The organism is Vibrio marinisediminis, assembly GCF_014050145.1.
Taxonomy (GTDB): Bacteria; Pseudomonadota; Gammaproteobacteria; order Enterobacterales; family Vibrionaceae; genus Vibrio; species Vibrio marinisediminis.
In genome coordinates, this window is record NZ_JACFYF010000014.1 from 12,914 (window position 1) to 30,666 (window position 17,753).

The 17,753-nt window shown below is 44.3% G+C and carries 18 protein-coding genes; 14 read left to right on the forward strand and 4 right to left on the reverse strand.

Translation table 11 applies throughout. The features are described 5' to 3' along the window. Positions 1-44 precede the first annotated feature (44 nt). From H2O73_RS16940 to H2O73_RS16950, 3 genes are read left to right on the forward strand one after another with little or no spacing between them, the layout of a single operon-like run. A complete protein-coding gene (locus H2O73_RS16940) occupies positions 45-3,206 on the forward strand; it encodes an EAL domain-containing protein (protein ID WP_182110118.1) in 3,162 nt (1,053 codons plus the stop codon). Positions 3,207-3,258: 52 nt separating this feature from the next. Then, positions 3,259-4,038, forward strand: coding sequence for a class I SAM-dependent methyltransferase (locus H2O73_RS16945; protein ID WP_182110119.1), 780 nt, complete (start codon positions 3,259-3,261; stop codon positions 4,036-4,038). A gap of 54 nt (positions 4,039-4,092) precedes the next feature. After that, the gene (locus H2O73_RS16950; RefSeq protein WP_246335959.1) at positions 4,093-4,611 is read left to right on the forward strand and encodes a hypothetical protein; all 519 of its coding nucleotides are present in this window, start codon (positions 4,093-4,095) and stop codon (positions 4,609-4,611) included. Positions 4,612-4,658: 47 nt separating this feature from the next. Here the strand turns inward: H2O73_RS16950 and H2O73_RS16955 are convergent, their stop codons facing one another. Together H2O73_RS16955 and uspA are read right to left on the reverse strand one after the other, a co-directional pair. Continuing rightward, positions 4,659-5,537 (reverse strand): carboxylate/amino acid/amine transporter, encoded by an 879-nt coding sequence (locus H2O73_RS16955; protein WP_182110120.1) that lies wholly within the window; start codon positions 5,535-5,537, stop codon positions 4,659-4,661. Between the two features lie 59 nt (positions 5,538-5,596). Then, entirely contained in the window at positions 5,597-6,022 is a 426-nt protein-coding gene (gene uspA, locus H2O73_RS16960) for a universal stress protein UspA (RefSeq protein ID WP_182110121.1), read from the reverse strand. 153 nt (positions 6,023-6,175) lie between these two features. Between uspA and ftnA the strand changes: the two genes are divergently transcribed. The 3 genes from ftnA (at position 6,176) to H2O73_RS16975 (ending at position 8,429) form a co-directional block, all read left to right on the forward strand. Next, on the forward strand, positions 6,176-6,703 hold the full coding sequence (gene ftnA / locus H2O73_RS16965; RefSeq protein ID WP_182110122.1) for a non-heme ferritin: 528 nt from the start codon (positions 6,176-6,178) through the stop codon (positions 6,701-6,703). Positions 6,704-6,776: 73 nt separating this feature from the next. Next, positions 6,777-7,100, forward strand: a complete 324-nt coding sequence (gene uspB, locus H2O73_RS16970) for a universal stress protein UspB (RefSeq protein ID WP_182110123.1) — start codon at positions 6,777-6,779, stop codon at positions 7,098-7,100. 141 nt (positions 7,101-7,241) lie between these two features. After that, complete coding sequence (locus tag H2O73_RS16975) at positions 7,242-8,429, forward strand: BaiN/RdsA family NAD(P)/FAD-dependent oxidoreductase (RefSeq protein ID WP_182110124.1); 1,188 nt, start codon at positions 7,242-7,244, stop codon at positions 8,427-8,429. Between the two features lie 55 nt (positions 8,430-8,484). On the opposite strand, the gene H2O73_RS16980 is transcribed toward H2O73_RS16975, so the two are convergent. Further along, positions 8,485-9,384 carry a DMT family transporter gene (locus tag H2O73_RS16980; protein WP_182110125.1) on the reverse strand — a complete coding sequence of 300 codons (900 nt, stop codon included), beginning with the start codon at positions 9,382-9,384 and terminating at the stop codon, positions 8,485-8,487. Between the two features lie 162 nt (positions 9,385-9,546). On the opposite strand from H2O73_RS16980, the gene rmuC reads away from it, so the two are divergent. The 7 genes from rmuC to tatC all read left to right on the forward strand — a co-directional run bounded on the left by rmuC (position 9,547) and on the right by tatC (position 15,699). Next, positions 9,547-11,097, forward strand: coding sequence for a DNA recombination protein RmuC (gene rmuC / locus H2O73_RS16985; RefSeq protein WP_182110126.1), 1,551 nt, complete (start codon positions 9,547-9,549; stop codon positions 11,095-11,097). A 65-nt stretch (positions 11,098-11,162) separates the two neighbouring features. Continuing rightward, positions 11,163-11,945, forward strand: coding sequence for a bifunctional demethylmenaquinone methyltransferase/2-methoxy-6-polyprenyl-1,4-benzoquinol methylase UbiE (gene ubiE / locus H2O73_RS16990; protein ID WP_182110127.1), 783 nt, complete (start codon positions 11,163-11,165; stop codon positions 11,943-11,945). Between the two features lie 10 nt (positions 11,946-11,955). Then, positions 11,956-12,561 (forward strand): ubiquinone biosynthesis accessory factor UbiJ, encoded by a 606-nt coding sequence (locus H2O73_RS16995; protein WP_182110128.1) that lies wholly within the window; start codon positions 11,956-11,958, stop codon positions 12,559-12,561. Beyond that, the gene (ubiB, locus tag H2O73_RS17000) at positions 12,558-14,192 is read left to right on the forward strand and encodes a ubiquinone biosynthesis regulatory protein kinase UbiB (protein ID WP_182110129.1); all 1,635 of its coding nucleotides are present in this window, start codon (positions 12,558-12,560) and stop codon (positions 14,190-14,192) included. The genes H2O73_RS16995 and ubiB overlap by 4 nt, the downstream gene beginning before the upstream one ends. A gap of 50 nt (positions 14,193-14,242) precedes the next feature. Further along, positions 14,243-14,494 (forward strand): Sec-independent protein translocase subunit TatA, encoded by a 252-nt coding sequence (gene tatA / locus H2O73_RS17005; protein ID WP_182110130.1) that lies wholly within the window; start codon positions 14,243-14,245, stop codon positions 14,492-14,494. Between the two features lie 3 nt (positions 14,495-14,497). Then, positions 14,498-14,878, forward strand: a complete 381-nt coding sequence (tatB, locus tag H2O73_RS17010) for a Sec-independent protein translocase protein TatB (protein WP_182110131.1) — start codon at positions 14,498-14,500, stop codon at positions 14,876-14,878. Positions 14,879-14,940: 62 nt separating this feature from the next. After that, positions 14,941-15,699, forward strand: a complete 759-nt coding sequence (gene tatC / locus H2O73_RS17015; protein WP_182110132.1) for a twin-arginine translocase subunit TatC — start codon at positions 14,941-14,943, stop codon at positions 15,697-15,699. A 50-nt stretch (positions 15,700-15,749) separates the two neighbouring features. On the opposite strand, the gene H2O73_RS17020 is transcribed toward tatC, so the two are convergent. After that, positions 15,750-16,511, reverse strand: coding sequence for a TatD family hydrolase (locus H2O73_RS17020; protein ID WP_182110133.1), 762 nt, complete (start codon positions 16,509-16,511; stop codon positions 15,750-15,752). Positions 16,512-16,660: 149 nt separating this feature from the next. On the opposite strand from H2O73_RS17020, the gene hemB reads away from it, so the two are divergent. Next, a complete protein-coding gene (gene hemB / locus H2O73_RS17025; RefSeq protein WP_182110134.1) occupies positions 16,661-17,707 on the forward strand; it encodes a porphobilinogen synthase in 1,047 nt (348 codons plus the stop codon). Positions 17,708-17,753: the final 46 nt, after the last annotated feature.

The window sequence follows — 17,753 nt, forward strand, 5'->3', positions numbered from 1 at the left end:
TTACTATAAATTAAACATTTTCCCTTAACTATGAGCTGCTAATCGTGCGTCTTTTCTTGATTTTTCTTACCTGTTTGTTCAGTACGATTGCTACTGCAAAAAGTAAAGACGTACTCATTGTTCATTCCTACCACCATGGTTTTTTTTGGACCGACAATTTTCAGCAAGGCTTAAATGAAGCATTGCAAGGCACCGATATCTCATCACGAGTACTGTACTTGGATACCAAACATATCCAAAGTGAGGAGTATTTGAACCAACTGTACCGCCTTTATCAAACTAAATTCAATGAAGATAAATATGATGCGATCGTGGTGAGTGACAATAATGCCCTTGAGCTGATGCAAAGGCTAGCGCCAGAACTAAATAATACCCCTGTGATTTTTGGTGGCATTAACCACTATAAGCCAGCCATGCATCGAGATTTGCGCGCGACCGGTGTTGTTGAAAATATTGATATCGAAGCAAACTTGAATCTAATTGAACGCATTCAGACCAAGGGCAACAAAATCTATATTGTGACTGATAGCTCGAAAACGGGGCAGGCAGTATACGATGAAGTGAGTGTGTTCTTATCTCAACATGCTGAGTTTCAGGATAAAGTTGAGCAAATCGTACCAGACTCATTCTCTGGTTTACTTGATTTTGTTACTCGGCTTGATAGTTCGTCTAGCGTTGTTCTGGCTGTGTTCTACCGTGATAGCGACGGTAATGTCATGAGTTCACGCGATGTCCAGCTCATCGCCAAAACTTCTGGAGCACCGCTTTACATGGTTCATGACCTTGGTCTTGGACTCGGTGCCATCGGCGGTGTGATACAAAATGGGCGCATGCAAGGGCAGCAAGTTGCTGAGTTATTACTGAATGTTCTCGAGCAACCTAATGCTACTTTGCCTCCCGTGCAGCAAGGCGCAAAAGAAATTAAGTTAGATTACAACTTAATGGCACATTGGCAATTGGGATCCGAAGGGGATTTGCTTGCTAATTTTATTAACAAACCTCAAGCGTTTACTGAACGATACCATGATGAACTGCGCTTAGTGGGTATCTTATTTTTCACATTGAGTTTAGTGATCATCTGTTTGGTCTATTATCTGAGTCGCTTAAAAAGAAGTGAGCAGTTAGCTCGTGACAATCAAACCCTAATTGAAATGGTCTTTGATCAAAGTTATCACTTCCTAGGAATCTTGGATTACCAAGGCAACTTGCTTTCAACCAACAGTAAGCTGCAAGGCGTACTGTTCCAAGAAGATGCATTAAGCGATATACCGATTTGGCAATATCGCCATTGGCATGCAGAAGCGGCTGGGCGTATTGAGCGCTATTTCTTGCAGTTAACAGAGGATTCCGTGAGTCACTTTGAAGCGGAAGTTTGTCATCCCGAGCATGGCGCAATGGTTTTGGAGTTGTCACTGCGAGTGTTGCCTGAACATGAGGAACGTAAGCAACGAGTACTGCTTGAGGCAAGAGATATTACCTCGCGTAAGTTAACCGAAGAACGTCTGTTTGAGCGTGAAGCAACGCTAAGTTACTACTACAACCAACAGCCCGTAATGATGATTACTTTGGATGAGCAAAATCGAATTCAGCGCGTCAACAGTTTTGCAGAGCAGTTGCTTGGGTACCACGAAAAAGAGCTACTGGGGCATCGACTCAAAGACTTTTATGTTGATGAAAACGCGATTATTCCAAGGCAAGTTTTGCTGCAACCAAAACAAGCATTGAAAGGGGTTTGGCGACGAGAGATTGAGTTTCGTCATCGTGATGGTCGCTCTTTGTGGATCCGCGAGAACATCAGACCTTTGGTAGAAAGTGGTCACTTACTTATTGCGGGTGAAGACATTACCGAGATGCGCATGCTCGCAAAGCAATTAGCGTATCAAGCACAGCATGACATATTAACCAATACGTATAACCGAAATCACTTTGAAATTGAGTTAGAAAAGGCACTCAAAGAAGTGGAAAGTTATACCCGCACCCATGCGATGCTCTATCTTGATATGGACCAGTTAAAGGTCATTAATGATACCGCTGGACATGAAACGGGCGATGCCGCCATTAAGTTCTGCGCCAGAATTATGCAAGAGATCCTACCTTTCAAAGCCACCTTAGCAAGGATGGGGGGCGATGAATTTGCTGTGCTCGTTAAAGATTGTACTGAGCGTGGAGCCAAGAATGTCGCGCAGTCGATCATCACCGCATTGAGTGAGCATCAATTTGTTTGGAATGAAATCAAACTCAATTTAACCTGCTCGATTGGTATTCGTTTGATTGACCATACGGCAACGTCACCACAAATGGTGCACGCTCAGGCTGATACCGCGTGTCACGTAGCAAAGGAAGAAGGGCGAAATCGATTCAACCTTTATTGCCCTGATGATCAAGAACTACGCCGTCGTGAGCTAGAGATGAGCTGCGTGAACTTGGTTCATAGAGCCTTAGCGGATAACCAAATTGAGTTATTCGCTCAACGTATTATGGGCATGGATATCGAAGATGAGCGTATGCACTTCGAGATATTGGTTCGTATCCGTAACTCGCAAGGAGAGTACATTTCTCCCGGTATCTTTATGCCTGCTTCAGAAAGATACAATATTGCCCATTTGCTTGATAAGCAGGTTGTTGGTCAGACGCTTGCTTGGTTGGAATCTCATCCATTAGAACTGGAAAACCTTGCTCTGTGCTCGATAAACTTATCGGGTCAATCAATGGGCAATCAGGAGTTTGTCGAGTTTCTACTTAACACACTGAGTAGCAGTAGTGTGCCATGTGAGAAGATCTGTTTAGAAATTACAGAGACCGCTGCGATGAGCAATATGAACCAAGCGATTGAACTGTTTACTCAGCTTAAGCAGCTAGGTTGTCTTATTGCTTTGGATGACTTTGGCTCAGGGTTGTCTTCGTTTGGTTACCTCAAAAAATTGCCGGTAGACATTGTTAAGATCGACGGTTTGTTCGTGCGTGATATTGCCATTAATGAGATGGACCACCTAATGGTGCGCTCAATTAACGATCTTGCTAAACAAATGGGTAAAAAAACGGTGGCTGAATTTGTTGAAAATACTCAAATTATTGATTTGTTGATGGAGCTTGGTGTCGACTACGCTCAAGGTTATGTCATCGGTAAACCGAAACCTCTAGCAAGCTTGGTTGAAGAGTTAATGTTAGAGAGTGAGACAATAAACAGCAAACGTAGTAGCGCGTAATAAAATTCGCTACACTTCGGCCTCTTTTTTTTGCGCTTTTATGGAGCATGCCTTGCAACTACAAATTGTGTGTGAAGACTCAACACAAACCGAACGTTTAAGTGAAATCACTGAACGTTGGGGTTTACAACATGACGAGCAGAGCCCGTTTGCCCTCGTGCTGACCGAGCAACGGCTTGAACTGCGCAAGCTTGATGAGCCAAAACTCGGTGCCATTTACGTTGATCTAGCGGCTGGTGCTGTGGCTCACCGTCGTAAATTTGGTGGTGGAAAAGGGCAGGCTATCGCTAAAGCCGCAGGTCTTAATAAAGGCGCAACACCGATAGTATTAGATGGGACAGCAGGGCTCGGACGAGACGCGTTCGTGCTGGCTTCGTTAGGTTGTAAAGTGCAAATGGTAGAGCGTCATCCTGTGGTTGCTGCTTTGCTTGATGATGGTTTAGAAAGAGCCAAACAAGATCCAGAAATTGGTGGCTGGGTCTCTGAACGTATGTCGTTATTGCATGCTTCTAGTCATAGTGCACTTTGTGATTTGGCGAATGACCCTCAGTTTGTCGCACCTGATGTTGTCTACTTAGATCCAATGTACCCACATCCAGAGAACAAAAAGAAAAGCGCTTTGGTAAAAAAAGAGATGCGTGTATTCCAATCACTCGTTGGTGCGGATACTGATGCGGATGCACTGCTTGAGCCTGCATTGATGCTGGCGACCAAACGAGTGGTAGTAAAGCGACCTGATTATGCAGAGTGGCTGAATCACCATAAACCTAGCATGGCAATAGAGACGAAAAAGAACCGTTTTGATGTCTATGTGAAAGCTTCAATGAACTAATGCTCTAACGCAAATCTTAATAAGCACTTTCAACTTGCACTCAATAGATTTCGGATGTATATCTTAGTAATAATTATTCGTATTCTTGCTGGGGTTAACTGTATGAGTAAGCGCTTATGTAAATGGAATCGTCAAGATATTGCCGAGCAGTTAGGTGACATCCAGCGTTTAGTCAGTGCTCCTCAATACTTTTGTCGCTCATGCGCTCGAGCTGCACAAGACAAAGATTTGCTGTGTAAGCCGATGTCACTTGATCCGATCAGGTCAGTTGACCTTTTGGTTGAGCAACAAGATGCCAATGAAAAAGCTGTCGTGAATGCTAGCGCAAGCGAAACACCATCGATGAGTCATGCGTCTAAGATGTTGCCAACTCAGCCAGACGCTAAACAAGCGAAGAAACAAGCCAAAAAACAGAAAAAATATATTAAGCAGTTGAAGAAAACGGTTAATAAACAGCAAAAACTCCTTAAAAAGCAGCGCAAGCTAGAGCTTCAGTTTAATAAGGTTAACTTGAGTTTTAGCCAATTGAATATTGAAACGCATAGCGCTTATAACCAAGACGCACTCCATTAATAGCAAAAGCCCGCGAAGTTCGCGGGCTTTTTGGTTAGAGCATAAAATTATGCTGAGGCATAATCGCGTGCGACACGGCGTTTCACCCAGGTTTCGTTGACCCATAGCGAAAGCATAATAATAGCGCCACCAATTCCTAAACGAAGCAGATCAACATCTCGGTTCCAGATGACGATGTTGACGATAAGTCCAGCAGGCACTAAAGCATTGTTCATGACGGCAAGTGCACCAGTATTGACTAACGTTGCCCCTTTATTCCAAGCAAAATACCCCAATCCGGAAGCAATCAAACCAAGGTAAACCAAAATACCCCATTGAGTATGGGTTGTTGGCAATTTGTCTATGTTACCCATGAAGGTGAAGGCTATGGTCGCCACCACTAAAGCACCTAAATAGAAATAGCCAAATACCGCGTGCTGAGGTAACTCGACTGTTTCGGTTTCCATTATGTGTTTATAGCCCACTTGACCAATGGCGAAGCAAAGGTTGGCACCTTGTACGACCAAAAAGCCAATTAAGAAGTTTTCATTCACGCCCGCAAATTTGATTACCGCAGCACCAGCCACCGCGACTAATGCGGTCACGAGATACCAAGGCGAAAAACGACCTTTCAATAAATCATAAATTAGCGTGACATAAATAGGGGTGAAAACAGTAAAGAGGAGTACTTCAGGCACGGAGAGGAGCAAGAATGATTGGTAATAGAAGCAGTACATCAAACCTAATTGAAAGCCGCCGACCACCATCAACTTACCGATAAGAGGCTTGCTTACCCCTTTAAATTTAATGAAAGGTAAGAAGACAACGCTGGCCAATGCGACACGCATTAAAACAGAGAACCAAGAGTCGACTTGACCGGCGAGATAGACGCCAATAAGGCTGAACGAAAACGCCCAAAGTAGCGTGACGGCTGATAAATAACCCATAACCAATACTCATGAACAATAACAGCCGTCAGTCTAAACTAGATTAATCTGAGGTGCGATTAATCCTTCAGTGGTACAACCAACAAATCGACAGGAGTACAATTTATCAGTTGGCGAGTGGAAGAGAGCAACTTACTCCAGAAATCTTGATGGTGACCGCATACAACCAAATCGACTTTATATTCATTAATGTTTTCACATAACTCGTTGCCCAAATCACCACTTCCTACAAGGGTGTGTTTGATCGGGTAGTTGGCATGATCAGCTAAGAGTTGTAGCTGTTGTTGCGAAGCTTCAATTGCTTTGTGTTGAGTCTCCGCCATATTGATATCAATGAGTCCGGTATAGAGCTCAGCATAATTAACATCGATATGAATAAATGAAACTTCAGCATCAAGTGGTGCCGCGAGTGCTACGGCTTTTTCAACCAAGAGTTTGCTGTCTTCTGAAAGGTCAATTGCAACTAAAATATGTTGATAACTCATAATGCTATCTCCTGTGGGTCATTGATTTAAGGTTAGCATTCGCACGGTAATAATTATGCTGACGTGATCTCAGATCTCTATAGAGTATACAAAGTGTTATAGTATTGTTCGTGTTATAGTTTGGTTAATTAGCAGTAATATTAGGAGTAAAACATGCTGTCACAAGCAATGGTTGATCAATTGAATGAACAAATTAACATCGAATTTTTTTCATCCAATCTATACTTACAAATGAGTGCTTGGTGTGAAGACAAAGGATTTGGTGGTGCAGCTGAATTTCTACGTGCTCATGCTGTTGAAGAAATGGAGCATATGCAGCGATTATTCACCTACGTGAGTGAAACTGGTGCAATGCCAATTTTGGGTGCAATTGAAGCACCGCAGCACCAATTTGAGAGCCTTGGTGACGTATTTCGTGAAACCTATGAACATGAGCAAATGATTACAGCGAAAATCAATAAACTGGCTCATCTGGCGTTCACATCTCAAGACTACTCAACATTCAACTTCTTGCAGTGGTATGTTGCAGAGCAGCATGAGGAAGAGAAGTTATTTAAAGGGATATTAGATAAGCTAGAACTGGTTGGTGAAGACGGCAAAGCCCTGTTCTTTATCGATAAAGATCTAGCAGCTTTAGCAAAAGAAGGTTCATCTTCTATTATGGATGCCCCGGCTGAATAACTGCCAGCCAAAAAGACGTTAAATGAGGTCGTCTTTTCTTCTTGGGCACGATAGCAGATGTAGGGAGGAAAAGATGATCAGTGCAGACACCATTCTATTTGCGCTTATGCTTGTTACTTTGGTTAACATGGCAAGGTATTTAACAGCGCTACGTTCGTTAATTTATGTGATGCGTGAAGCACATCCTTTGTTGTATCAGCAAGTTGATGGCGGGGGGTTCTTTACTACGCATGGCAATGTTAGTAAGCAGTTCAAACTGTTCTACTACTTGAAAAGTAAGGAGTATCACCATCATCATGATGAGGTGTTTACCTCCAAGTGTGATCGCGTTCGTGAGCTTTTCATACTCTCTATAGCATTGATTGGTGTGACCTTGTTGGCTGCGTTTATTCTTTAAACGTTAGTGTGCCATCACTCACATGGGTGATTAATTGGCAAGCAGAGCAAGAACCGCTAGAATAGCGCCTCGATTAGCAAGGATGTGCAACTAATGCACATCCTTTTTTTATTGCGTTAACCGTTGTTTGAGTAATCCATCATGAGTGAGAAGTTTGACGTCGTTATTATAGGTGCGGGTGCTGCCGGTCTAATGTGCGCTGCAGAAGCGGGCAAGCGAGGTCGTAAAGTATTGGTACTAGACCATGCAAAGAAACCTGGGCGTAAAATTCTAATCTCTGGTGGTGGTCGTTGTAATTTCACTAACTATGATGTGAGTGCGAACAACTACTTGTGCCGCAACCCGCACTTCGTCAAATCAGCGCTATCGCAATACACCAATTGGGATTTTATCTCGATGGTGAGCAAGTACGGCATTGAATTTGAAGAGCGTGACCATGGTCAGTTGTTCTGTATTGATTCTGCAAAACAGATTGTCACTATGCTGCTTGATGAATGTCAGATTGGCAAAGTACAGCTTCGTTACCAGCAAGACGTCCATCAAATTGAAAAGCTTGAACAAGGTTTCCGTTTGAGTGCCAACACCAGCGCGATTGAGTGTGAATCATTGGTGGTTGCCACTGGTGGTTTATCGATGCCTAAATTAGGCGCGACACCATTTGGCTATAAAGTTGCTGAGCAGTTTGCTTTGCCTGTTATTGCCACTTCCGCAGGTTTAGTGCCGTTTACATTACATAAGCAAGATAAAGAAGATTTTGCTGAATTGTCAGGTATAGCGATTCCGACAGAAATTACTGCGCAAGATGGCACAGTGTTTAAAGAAGCATTGTTATTCACCCACCGCGGTTTGTCTGGTCCATCCGTGTTGCAAATTTCATCGTTCTGGAAAGCAGGGCAACAGGTAACGATTAACTTAGTGCCAGAGGCGGATGTTGATCAACTGCTTGCAGTCTCTCGCGAGAAACATCCCAATCAAAGTTTAAAAAATACCTTAGCCAAAGTGCTGCCAAAGCGATTGGTTGAAGTGATGATTGAGCGTAAAGAGCTGGTGGATAAGCCCCTTAAACAGTTCAATGAAAAGCAGCTGCAACAAGTCACTCAATACTTAGAGAACTGGAAAATAGCACCCAATGGCACTGAGGGTTACCGCACGGCAGAAGTAACGCTAGGTGGTGTTGATACTGATCATTTATCGTCTAAAACGATGGAGTGCAAACAAGTGCAAGGCTTGTTCTTTATCGGTGAAGTGATGGATGTAACCGGTTGGTTAGGTGGTTACAACTTTCAGTGGTGTTGGAGCTCAGGCTTTGTTGCCGGGCAACATGTCTAATTTAGTTTGAAATGAAAAGGGCGCTTTAAGCGCCCTTTATCAATTGTCGTGGTTATTAAGTGCTGGGTAGCGGTTTGCTTTTAAACTTCACTTGTTGAATCACTAAGCCAGCGATAATCAATACTAAGCCAATTAAAGTTGTCGGGTGAATGCTTTCCCCAATAATGGTTGCGAGCAAAACGAGAGAGATAAATGGCGATGCAAAAATGAGGTTACTGATGCGCGCCGTATTTTGCGTTAGCTTTAATGCACTGAGCCACAATACAAATGTCACGCCCATTTCAAACAAGCCGACATAAGTTACAGCTAACCAACCGGAAGGCGTAATTTGGCTCCAAGTCGCACCCTCCCAAATGCTTAAACCAATCGCAAAGGGAATCGCGACTAGAAAACCAAGTAACACACCGATGACCGGATCTGCTTTATTCTTGGTGTTTAATATCCAGTAGCCAGCCCAAAGGAGCGTTGAGAGTAACGCTAATCCAACCCCGAGTGGGCTCTCGAAGTTTAATCCTAAAATATCACCCTTAGTGGCAATCACGATTACGCCAAAATAACTCAGTGCGCAGGCTACCCAATCTTGTTTACGGATCTTCTGCCCTAAGAAAAATGCCGCCATCAGAGTCAAGGTTATCGCCCAACTGTAGTTGATGGCTTGCGCTTGAGAAGCGGGCAGCAAATCGTAAGCTTTAAATAGAATGATGTAATAAGCCAGCGGATTAATAAGTCCAAGCAGTAAGTAGTACCAAGGGTTAGCGAGAAAAACCGTGGAGAGAGAAGCAAGCTTTCCTTGTACGCCACAGATTATGATTAAGACAATAGCTGAAACAATGCTGGCGACGGTCAGCATTTGAATTGGGGTAAATTCAGCGAGGGTGAGTTTAAAGGCGGTGGCCACCGTAGACCAAAGCAAAACAGCAGATAAACCAAATCCCAAAGCGCGGCGCTCGTTCATAGTGTTCCTTCAATTAGCAAGCAAAAACGCACACGGCAAACCATTCGCACAGTGTACGGGGAGCTAAGTGTATCTGTTGATTATCTAGTCGACAAACTGGACATTTATCCAGTGGTGAAATACCATTATTTCTAAGTAATAAAACAGAGTTAACGCCTTATTATGCAATGGATTATAGAGAATCAAAGTGTGTTGTTGAGTGCTTTGGGTGGTGCTGCCGTTAGCGGTATCGCAGTAGGCTGGTGGGTAAAACAAAAATTCAGCCTTGAAAGCCAATTACTTGAACAACAATTACAATCCAATCAGCAATTAGCTAACTCGCAAATCAGCCAATTAAAACAATCGCTTGTCGAAGCACAACAAGAGCTTGATGAGTTGGATGAAGATCGCGATAAAGCCGCCTATGAGCTTAAGCAGTCGCACGGCAAGTTCATGGCGGTGATGGAAAAGCTACGCTATTTTGATGTGGTGAAACAAGAACGCCAACAATATGCGGATGACCTTACCCATGTACGTGAGCAAAAATCACAGTTAGAAGCTCAATTACGTGAGCAAGAAGCTCGCCACCAACAAGCTCAAATTGCCAGCCAAGAAAAGCTACAACTATTGGAAAAAGCCGAAGAGCGCTTAAAGCAGCAGTTTGAACACTTAGCCAATCAACTGTTTGAAACTAAAACCGCGAAGGTTGATCAGCAGAACCGTCAAAGCTTAGAGGGGCTACTGAGCCCACTAAAAGAACAACTTGAAGGCTTTAAACGCCAAGTCAATGATAGCTTTAATCTTGAAGCGAAAGAGCGCCATACCTTAGTGCATGAGCTGAAAAACCTACAACGCTTGAATGAGCAGATGACGCGTGAAGCCGTAAACCTCACCCAAGCTTTAAAAGGTGACAACAAGCAGCAAGGGAACTGGGGGGAAGTGGTACTCGCGCGAGTATTGGCTGAATCAGGCTTGCGTGAAGGGCACGAGTATCAAACACAAGTGAGCTTGCAAAATGAAGCCGGTAAGCGTTACCAGCCCGATGTGATTGTGCATTTGCCACAAGACAAACAGGTGGTGATTGACTCAAAAATGGTGCTGGTGGCGTATGAACGCTACTTTAATGCCGAAACCGACCATGAGCGTGAGCGAGCCCTCAGTGATCACTTACTGGCAATGCGTAACCATATTAAAGGCTTAAGCAGTAAGGATTATCATCAACTCAAAGGCATTCGCAGCCTTGATTATGTCTTGATGTTTGTACCTGTTGAGCCCGCTTTTCAAGTGGCGATTCAAGCTGACCCGAGCTTGGTGAAAGATGCGATGGAACACAACATCATTCTCGTCAGTCCAACTACCTTGCTGGTGGCGCTGCGCACGATTGATAACCTTTGGCGTAATGACCGTCAAAATCAAAATGCACAAGTCATTGCCGAGCGAGCCAGCAAGTTGTACGACAAACTGCGCCTATTTGTTGAAGATATGGAAGGGCTTGGTGGGGCGCTAGATAAAGCCAACCAAAATTACCAAGGGGCAATGAATAAACTCGCAACCGGGCGTGGCAATGTGATCCGTCAGGCTGAAAGCTTTAAACAACTGGGTGTTGAAGTGAAGCGCTCAATCTCTCCAGCGGTTGCAGAACAAGCGGTTGGGCAAGATGTGTCAGAAAATGAATATTTGGCGGAAAATGCACCGCAGTTAGAAAGACATCCGGCTGAGGATAAAGTAAACTAATCGACCGCAGCTCAGACCTATTACGTATTACAGAGTTATATCGAGCTGTTCGAAGAGGAATCACAATGACGGATACAAGTGTGCAGTCAAATACAGCGTTAGAAACAGCAGAAACCACCCATTTCGGTTTCACTACCGTAGCCAAAGAAGAGAAAGTGGCAAAAGTTGCTCAAGTATTTCATTCGGTAGCAGCAAAGTACGACATTATGAACGACTTAATGTCGGGTGGTGTGCACCGTTTATGGAAGCGCTTCACTATTGATTGCAGTGGTGCTCGTCCTGGTCAACGAGTGCTTGACCTTGGTGGTGGTACTGGTGACCTAACGGCGAAGTTTTCACGTATTGTCGGTGACAAAGGGCACGTTGTATTGGCGGACATCAACAACTCAATGTTGAATGTGGGCCGTGATAAGCTGCGCGATGTGGGTGTCGTGGGTAATGTGCATTACGTGCAAGCAAACGCAGAAGAATTACCGTTTCCAGACGATTACTTTGACGTGATCACGATTAGCTTCTGTTTACGTAACGTCACTGATAAAGACAAAGCGCTACGCTCAATGTTCCGCGTATTAAAGCCGGGTGGTCGTTTGTTGGTACTTGAGTTCTCTAAACCAATTCTTGACCCACTATCAAAAGTGTACGACGCGTATTCATTCCACTTACTACCAAAAATTGGTGAATTAGTGGCGAATGATGCTGACAGCTACCGTTACCTTGCTGAATCGATCCGCATGCATCCTGATCAAGAAACCTTGAAAGGCATGATGAATGAAGCGGGCTTTGAGCAAACTAGCTACTACAACCTAACCGGCGGTATTGTTGCATTACACCGTGGTTACAAGTTCTAAAAGGGTTGTTATGCCATTCGAACCGTTAGTGACCGCCGTTATTGAAACGACGCTCAATACATTGATTCAAGACGAGCCAGAGTTGGGTCGTCGTCTTGCTCGCCTAAAAGGGCAAGTTATTCAGGTTCACCTTAAAGAAGTTAGCAAAACGCTGACGTTCGTTTTTAGCCAACAAATTGATGTGTTGGCTCACTACGAAGGTGAACCAGATTGTTACCTATCACTAAATTTATCTGTGCTGCCAGAGCTGCGCGAGCATGCAAATATCACTAAGCTAATCAAACAAGATAAGCTGGTTTTAGAAGGTGATATCCAGCTGGCACAGAAATTTTCGCAATTGATGACAGACTGCAAACCGGATGTGGAAGAGTGGTTGTCTCGTGTGACCGGAGATGTGGTTGCCCACTCATTGGTGAAAGGTGCGACAAACTTTGGTCAATTTGTGAAATCACAAGCGACAAAGCATCAAAACCATTTAGGACAAGTGATCACAGAAGAGTGGAAACTTGCGCCTGCCCCTTTAGAAGTTGCTTACTTTTGTGATCAAGTGGATGATGTGAAAAGCCAAGCGGCACGCATTGAAGCTAAGCTCAACCAATTGATGGAGCGTGTATGACGCCGTCAGAACTTCGTCGCCTATACCGCATTATAAAAGTTCAGCTCGAATATGGGCTGGATGAATTACTACCCGATCATCAACTGACAAAAGCACCATTACTGGCTCGCAAAGCGCTGTTTTGGATTAAAAACCAACACGCAGAGAAAGAACTGGGTGAGCGTTTACGTTTAGCCTTGCAAGAGCTTGGTCCTGTGTGGATTAAATTCGGTCAGATGATGTCGACACGTCGAGACCTGTTCCCGCCGCATATCGCCGATCCTCTGGCTTTACTGCAAGACCAAGTTGCGCCCTTTGATGGCGAATTAGCAAAACAGGAAATTGAAGAAGCGTTAGGTGGACCATTAGACAATTGGTTTACTGACTTCGCGATCAAACCATTGGCATCGGCTTCTGTCGCGCAAGTCCACACTGCTCGCCTAAAAGAGAGCGGGCAAGAAGTGGTCTTAAAGGTGATTCGTCCTGATATTCGCCCTGTGATTGATGCCGACCTTAAGTTAATGCATCGCATGGCGCGTATTGTGGCTAGAGCATTGCCTGAAACTCGTCGATTAAAGCCAGTAGAAGTCGTTCGTGAGTATGAGAAGACCCTGCTGGATGAACTAGACTTAAGACGAGAGGCGGCAAACGCCATCCAACTGCGTCGTAACTTTGAGGGCAGTGAAGAGCTTTATGTACCGGAAGTGTTTCCTGATTTTAGCAGTGAAAGCTTGATGGTTTCTGAGCGAATTTACGGATTTCAAGTGTCTGACATTGAGGGATTGAAAGCGAACGGCACCAACATGAAGCTTCTTGCAGAACGTGGTGTGAGCGTGTTCTTTACCCAAGTTTTCCGCGACAGTTTCTTCCACGCAGATATGCATCCAGGCAACGTATTTGTTAAGCCTGAACATCCAGAAAACCCAATGTGGATTGGTCTCGATTGCGGTATTGTCGGAACGCTGAATAGTGATGATAAGCGCTATCTAGCTGAAAACTTCTTAGCCTTTTTTAACCGTGATTATCGCCGTGTGGCTGAATTGCATGTTGAGTCTGGTTGGGTTCCACGTGAAACCAACATCGATGAGTTTGAGTTTGCCATTCGCATCGTGTGTGAGCCAATATTTGCTAAACCACTGTGTGAAATTTCATTTGGTCATGTGCTACTTAACTTGTTTAATACTGCACGTCGATTTGAAATGGAAGTGCAGCCTCAGTTAGTGCTGCTGCAAAAGACGTTGTTGTATGTTGAAGGTTTGGGCCGTCAGTTATATCCTCAGCTAGATTTATGGGAAACCGCGAAGCCATTCCTTGAAAAATGGATGATGAAGCAGGTTGGACCGCAAGCGGTGATTGATGCGGTGAAAGACCGTGCGCCGTTCTGGGCTGAGAAATTGCCAGAGTTACCAGAGCTGCTGTATGACAGTTTAAAGCAAGGTAAAGCGCTTAATCAGCGCATGGATCAACTCTATCAAGGCTACCGCTCATCTAAGCGTCAGCAGGCAACAGGAAAATTTTTATTTGGTGTTGGTGCCACATTAGTCGTATGCTCGGCAATATTGGTGAACAGCACTTATGAACAACTATCGACATTTAGTGCTATCGCTGGTGTCACATTTTGGTTGTTCAGTTGGCGAGCTTATCGCCAATAGGCGTTAGACTTTTACTATAACTTTGTTTAATAGAACCCGAGGTAAAGAGAATGGGTGGTATTAGTATTTGGCAACTTCTTATTGTTGCTGTAATTGTTGTATTACTGTTTGGTACCAAGAAGCTACGTAACATTGGTGGTGACTTAGGCAGCGCAGTAAAAGGCTTCAAGAAAGCAATGAGCGATGAAGAAACTCAGCAAGAAAAGAAAGACGCTGATTTTGAACCGAAGAATCTAGAGCAGCAGAAGACAGAAGCTACAGACGCTACTGCTGAAACTAAGAAAGACAAAGAGCAGGCATAATACGTGTTTGATATCGGTTTTTGGGAACTGGTATTAATATCTGTCGTCGCACTCGTAGTACTTGGACCGGAACGTTTGCCGCATGCGATTCGAAGTGTTTCTCGCTTCGTGTCGTCTGCCAAAAGCATGGCAAATAGCGTGAAAGATGAAATCAGTCACGAGCTTAAGGTACAAGAATTACAAGAGAATCTACGTAAAGCTGAACAGATGGGAATGGAAGATTTATCTCCAGAACTGAAGTCTTCAGTAGATGAACTCAAAAAAGCGGCGCAAGAGGTACAGCGTCCCTATGCTCAAAAGGCTACAGAGACAAGTGAAGTAGGCGTGGACTCGACTCCGCGTTCTTCTGAGACAAGTACCCCTGCAGATAAGAAAGCCGAGTAGTCTCATCGTGAGGAGCTGCATCTATTGCGGCTCCTTTTTGATCTTTTTGAATGAGGTTTGATATGTCCTCTGTTGAGCAGACGCAACCTTTAATCAGCCACCTTCTTGAGCTAAGAAACCGCCTACTTCGGGCGATTCTTGCTGTTTTGGTGGTGTTTGTTGGCTTGATTTATTTTTCAAATGAAATCTACGAGTTTGTTTCAAAGCCGCTAGTAGATAAGTTGCCTGAAGGGGCAACCATGATCGCAACAGATGTTGCCTCACCTTTCTTTACCCCATTAAAGTTAACTTTAATTGCTTCGGTTTTCGTTGCTGTACCGTTTATATTGCATCAGGTGTGGTCGTTTGTTGCTCCGGGTCTCTATAAGCATGAACGTCGGCTAATTATGCCGCTGATGTTCTCTAGCTCATTGCTGTTTTATACCGGTGTTGCTTTTGCTTACTATGTGGTCTTCCCACTGGTCTTTGGTTTCTTTACTGCTATCTCACTGGGTGGGGTCGAGTTTGCTACTGATATTTCCAGCTATTTGGATTTCGTATTAGCATTGTTCTTGGCATTTGGTATCGCGTTTGAAGTACCAGTCGCGATTATTCTGCTTTGCTGGACAGGTGCGACAACGCCAGAAAGTTTGCGAGAAAAGCGTCCATACATAGTGGTGATCGCATTTGTCATTGGTATGTTGCTGACACCTCCGGATATGATCTCTCAGACGTTACTTGCCATTCCAATGTGTATTTTGTTTGAAGTCGGACTGTTCTTTGCCAGATTCTATGTGCGCAAAGACCGCGATGACGAAAATGAAGAAGAAGTCGAAGAGTAGAGAAAAGGTTGGCAATGCCAACCTTTTTTACATTTAGAGCCAGTGAAACGCTAAATCTTAAATAATGCCTTGGCATTCATGGTGGTGATTTGGTCGACTTGCTCAATCGTTAATTCACGAAGTTCAGCGATGCGATGGGCTACCAGCTGTGTGTAGGCGGGTTCATTACGCTTGCCGCGATGTGGCACTGGTGCCAGGTATGGGCAGTCAGTTTCCAAGATCACAGAGTTCATATCGAGCTGTGGGATCACCTTATCCATACCCCCATTCTTAAATGTCGATACGCCACCTAAACCCAAATGAAAACCAAGATCGTTAATCGCTTTTGCTTCTTCGACACTGCCACCAAAGCAGTGGAATACACCACGTAACGAGCCGTCCTGCTCTTTTTCCAGCAAGGCTAAGGTCTCTTGAATGGAATCACGGGTGTGGATGACCACCGGCAATTGCATCTCTTTAGCCCAATTAAGTTGAGTAATAAAGGCATGCTCTTGCTCTGCTTTGTAGGTTTTATCCCAATATAAATCGATACCAATTTCACCCACGGCGATGAAGGAGTGCTTGCTAAACCAGCTATAAATCGTCGCTAATGTCTGTTCGACGTTCGCGTCCACATAGCAAGGGTGCAAACCCATCATAGAGCGACAGACTTGAGGGTAAGCGGCTTCAGCTGCCAACATTGGCTCGATAGAATCTAAGTCAATATTAGGCAATAAAATGGTGTCTATGCCTTGAGCTAGTGCGCGTTGAACAACTTGCTCGCGATCATTATCAAACTCGCTAGCGTAGATGTGCGCGTGGGTATCGATCATGGTAGTACTCATTGAAAACGGATGTGACGAGTATACGGCAGTGTGAAGCTGAGGTCATTTTTTGCATTTTTTACTATTGACGCTAGCGTGAAGGTCTCAGAGTGATATCATTCTGTGCAAGCACTTTCACCAGATCTAAGGAGAATAGAGTGTCAGTTTCCATCCAAGGTCAATTCCCAGCTCGTCGCATGCGCCGCATGCGTAAACACGACTTTAGCCGCCGTCTAATGGCAGAAAATCAACTGTCGGTCAATGATCTGATCTACCCGATGTTTGTATTGATGGGGAAAGATCGCCGTGAACAAATTGAGTCGATGCCGGGCATTGAACGTTTGTCGATTGATCTGCTGCTAGAAGAGGCGCAATACCTTGCACAGCTTGGTGTTCCTGCAATTGCTCTATTCCCTGTAGTTAATCAAGATGCGAAAAGTCTATGCGCTGCAGAAGCTTATAATTCAGAAGGTTTAGTGCAGCGTACAGTACGAGCATTAAAAGAGCATGTACCAGAAATCGGTGTGATTACTGATATCGCTTTAGACCCATTCACTACGCACGGTCAAGACGGCATCATTGATGAAGAAGGCTATGTGCTTAACGATGAAACCACGCAAGTGTTGATCAAACAGGCACTGTCGCATGCTGAAGCTGGCGCAGATGTTGTCGCACCATCTGATATGATGGATGGTCGTATTGGCGCAATTCGTGAGGCGTTGGAAGAGGCGGGTCATATCAATACACAGATCATGGCTTATTCAGCGAAATACGCTTCTAGTTACTATGGACCATTCCGTGATGCTGTTGGTTCAGCGTCAAACCTAAAAGGTGGCAATAAGAAAAACTACCAAATGGATCCAGCCAACAGCGATGAAGCTTTGCATGAAGTGGCAATGGACATCAATGAAGGCGCAGACATGGTAATGGTGAAACCGGGTATGCCGTATCTTGATTTGGTTCGTCGAGTGAAGTCAGAGCTGAAAGTTCCGACATTTGCTTATCAAGTCTCGGGTGAGTATGCGATGCATAAAGCAGCCATTCAAAACGGTTGGCTAAAAGAGCGCGAAACGGTAATGGAATCACTACTTTGTTTCAAGCGTGCTGGTGCAGATGGCATTTTGACTTATTTTGCCAAAGATGTGGCGCAATGGCTCGCTGAAGATAATAGTAAAGCGGCGCAATATTTGCGTGATGGTGAGTAAACTCAGCCAAATATAGAATCAAAAGGTCGGCTTTGCCGGCCTTTTT